The sequence below is a fragment of the Microbacterium sp. genome (assembly GCF_036277215.1).
Taxonomy (GTDB): domain Bacteria; phylum Actinomycetota; class Actinomycetes; order Actinomycetales; family Microbacteriaceae; genus Microbacterium.
On record NZ_DASUNI010000199.1, the window covers coordinates 1 to 4269 of the forward strand.

General features: G+C 67.4%; 2 protein-coding genes. Both read left to right on the top strand.

Features of this window, described 5'->3' with window-relative positions:
* On the top strand, positions 1–2968 hold a 2968-nt coding region (locus tag VFX99_RS10175; protein WP_329666180.1), incomplete at its 5' end, for a BTAD domain-containing putative transcriptional regulator.
* A 396-nt stretch (positions 2969–3364) separates the two neighbouring features.
* The coding region (locus tag VFX99_RS10180) for a vanadium-dependent haloperoxidase (protein WP_329666181.1) at positions 3365–4269 on the top strand (905 nt) is incomplete at its 3' end.

The window sequence follows — 4269 nt, forward strand, 5'->3', positions numbered from 1 at the left end:
CGACTGGGAGCCGGCGCAGATCGCTGCCGGTCGCCTCGAAGAGATGCGTCTCGGCGTCGAGGAGCTGCTTTTGGACGCCCGGCTCCAGGCCGGGGAGGTCCGAGAGGTCGCCGCTTTGGCGCCCGCCCGCGTCGCCGAGGCACCGTTGCGCGAGCGGCGTTGGGTCGTGCTGAGCGTGGCGCAGTACCGCCAGGGTCGGCAGGCGGATGCGCTGGCCACGGTGCGCCGGGCACGGGGGCTGCTCGCCGCCGAGCTCGGACTGGATCCGTGCACCGAACTCGCCGAGCTGGAGCAGTCGATCCTCCGCCAGGATCCCGCGCTCCTGTCCGACAAGGTATTCCGAGCCGCGAGCCCGGAGTGTCCTTACTTCGGTCTGCCTCCGGCGGGCGCCGGCGACGCGGAACGATTCTTCGGTCGGGAGAATGAGCTGTCGGGTGCACTGCAGGCGCTCGAGGATCACGGGGTGCTGCTGGTCGCCGGGTCATCGGGCGTCGGCAAGTCCTCATTCGTCAGGGCCGGGATCGGTGCGCAGTTTCTCGCGCGCGGTAAGGCGGTCTCGATCGTGACACCCGGCGAGCATCCGATTCATGCCCTTCGCAGTGTCGATCTGCCGGCCGGAGAGTCGTTGCTGATCGTAGATCAGTGCGAGCAGGCTTTCGCCGCGGATGACCCCGCTGAGATCCGCGAGTTCTTCGGAGCCCTGACGCGCATGTTCTTCCGCGGCCCGGTCGTCGTCGCGATCCGCGCCGACCATCTCGGAGACCTCGCCGAGCACGAAGGCTTCGCTCAGATCATCCAGTCGCACATGCTCATCCTCACCGCGCTCAGTCCCGACGGCCTGCGGAGTGTGATCGAGAAGCCTGCAGAACAGGCCGGGCTCATCCTGGAACCCGGCCTCGTCGAGATCCTGGTCCGCGACGCCGACGGGCGCACCCTTCCCCTGCTGTCCCACGCGCTGCGCCAGGTGTGGTTCCGTCGTGAGGGCCGCGTGCTGACTGTCGACGGTTATCGGGCATCCGGTGAGATCGAGGGCGCCGTGGCGAAGACCGCCGAAGAAGTCTTCGCCACGCTCTCGGAGGAAGGCGCGCGGCTCCTGCGAGACATCCTCCTTCGGCTCGTCGAAGGATCCACGGACGGTTCGGTGATCTCTCGTCGGGTCGAGCGGACGCGGATCGCCATCGACGACGCCCATGCGAAGATCGTCGACCGCCTGGCGGACGCACGCCTGCTCATCACCGATGAGCAGTCGGTACAGGTGTCACACGAAGCGCTCGCCCGGGAATGGCCACGGCTGAAGGAGTGGCTCGCCGATGATGTCGAAGGCCAGCGGATCATGCGACACCTGGGTTCGTCGGCGGCCGCCTGGGATGGAATGGGACGACCCGACAGCGAGCTCTATCGCGGCGGCCGACTGACGACGGCCCAGCACTGGCGGGACGTGGCCCGCCCGGCGCTCACCGCGGTCGAGCGGGAGTTCCTCGATGCCGCCGCAGCGCTTGAGACCGCAGGCCTCGCCGCCGCGCGGGAACAACTGCGCAAAGAGCGCCGCATGGTGCGCCGGCTGTCATGGGTGTCGGCGGGTGCAGCCGCGCTCGCGATCGTTGCTGTCACGGCCGGCCTCCTCGCCGGATTCCAAGCGAACCTCGCCGGCGAACGCGCCACCGTCGCCGAGGCGAGGCGCGTCGCCGCGCTCGCGCTAGACGAGCCGGCCTTCGATCGCGCGCTGCTTCTCGCTGTGGAGGCAATCGCGCTGTGGGACGATTCGGAGACACGGATCAACCTGGTGCGCGTCCTCTCGCGTGCACCCCGGGCGACGGGCATCATCCACCTCCAGGACGACGGAGTCACCCCGGTGCGTATGTCGCTTTCAGAGGACGGGACCCGAGCGTCGGTGATCGACAGCGACCATGACGTGCGCTTGCTCGACCTCGAGGACGGATCGCAGCTCGGCGAGTACTCCCCGTTCTGGAGGCTGGTGGTGACGTCGGACGTGGACCCCGTCTCTGGCGCGGTCGCGTTCAGCGAGACATCCGATCCCTGCGATGCCGGCTGCGACTTCCGCAGGATCGCCATGCTCGATGTCGGCAACGGGGGAGTTTCGGGCGTGACGACCTACGAGGGCCTGGATATGGCCGCGGCCGCCGTCGCGTACTCGGCCGACGGATCCGTGTTCGCGGCTCTCGCCGCGTCGACAAGTTTTCAATCTCTCGGTCGCGTCGCACTCTGGCGAGCCGGAGCGAGCAACCCCGTGATCATCGACGCGGATGTCAGCGGTCTCGATCCGCGATCCGGCGGGGAATTCGGTGCGGTGGAATTCTCGCCGGATGGCTCGCAGCTGTACGCGAGCGGATTCGGCCCGACCATCGTCATCGACACAGAGTCGGGGGCGGAGCTGCGTCGAATTCCCGGAAACGGGATTCTGGCGGTCAGTCCGGACGGCCGTCGGATCGCAGTGCGAGACGGCTCGTTCGCGGTCCGTATCGTCGAGGCCTCCGGGGCCGAAACGTCGATCACCGTCCCGCTGTCCTTCTTGCCCTCGGCGGCCGACTTCAGCACCGACAGCCGTCAGCTGGCCATCGCCGCCGGCACCGGGATCGTGGTGGCGAGCGCCGAGACCGGCGACATCGCCGAGACGCTCCGCGGTCATGACGGCAGCGTCACTGCGGTCGAGTTCCAGCCAACCGGCGATCTGGTGACGGCCGGCGCGGACGGCGCGATCATCACCTGGGACCTGAGCGACTGGTATGCGCGCGCCGGACTCGACACGCAGGTTCGGCAGACCCCGTTCGTTGAACTCGATGAGCGTACGGTCGCGCTTGAACAGTCTGACGGCAAGACGCGAGTGATCTTCGCCGAACCGTCGATGTGGGAGGAACGCGCCTGTCAGGTCGCGGGACGGGTGCTGACCGAACAAGAGTGGGCGGAGCTCATCGGGACTAGGCCCTACGCCCCGGAATGCCGCGCGTAACCGCGCTTCGCTTCATACGCCGTTCCTCCGATCAGGAATATTTGCGGTCGCGGCGAGGGCCGATACCGCGCTGATACCGGGTTCTGGTTGCGTTCTTCATGGCGCAATACCTACGAACCGAACAGTCGCATGGCGAGCCGCGAGCAGTGGGGCTCTGGTGGCGCATGTGACACGGAAAAGGGAGGACGCATCATGCCTAGAGGAGTACACAAGCGGACACTCGGCACATTCGTGCTTGCTGCCTCTGTCGCGCTGCTCGCATCAGTGCTCGGACCTGCACCCGCAGTAGCAGACTCAGAGCATTCCGACGCGGTGCGAGTCTGGAATCTCCACGCTTCGGACGCGCTGATAAACGCCCCTACGGCGGCCACTCCCGGCGCGGGTCAGGCGCCGCCGGTGTCGCAATTGCACCTCGCGATGGTGCAGGGGGCCGTCTACGACGCGGTCAACGCGATCGTCGGCGGATACCAGCCTTATCTGCCGGACCTTCCGGCGGCTCCGCCTTCGGCGTCACAGGACGCCGCCGTTGCGACCGCCGCGCACGACGTGCTGGTCGGCCTGGGCATCGCGCCGGTTCCGCCGTTGCCGCAGGTGGTCCTCGACCGGCTGGATGCGCTCTATGCCGCCGCGCTCGCAGGCATCCCCGACGGCGACGCCAAGACCGAGGGGGTGGCGATAGGGGCAGCCGCCGCTGCAGCCATGCTCGAAGCACGGACGGGCGACGGCCGTTTCGCGCCGAACTTGTCGTGGATGGAGGGCGACGATCCCGGCCAGTGGCGTCCCCTTTCGCCGCCACCGTCTGGCAACCTCCTTGCGTGGGTGGCCGAGGTCGAACCGTTCACGCTTGAGAGCACATCGCAACTGCGTACGAAAGGGCCGAACGACCTCACCAGCCGAGCCTATGCAAGGGACTACGACGAGGTGAGGGACCTCGGCAGGGCAGTGAACAGTCTCCGCACGCCTGAGCAGCAGGCCGTCGCAGACTTCTACAAGGCCAACCCGGTGGAGTTGTTCAACCGTACATTCCGGGTGATAGCCGAAGCCCAAGGACTCACCCTCGCCGAGGAAGCCCGTCTCTTCGCCATGTTGAACGTGGCCACGGCAGACAGTGTCATCAGCTGCTTCGACGACAAGGGGTTCTGGAACTTCTGGCGTCCGCTCACCGCGATCCAAGAGGGCGAGTTTGACGGCAACCGCAGGACCATCGGCGATCCAGCATGGACGCCGCTTGTCGCGGCTCCGCCGTATTCGGATCACCCGTCGGGCTACAACTGCAATTCGGCCGCATACATGTATGCCGC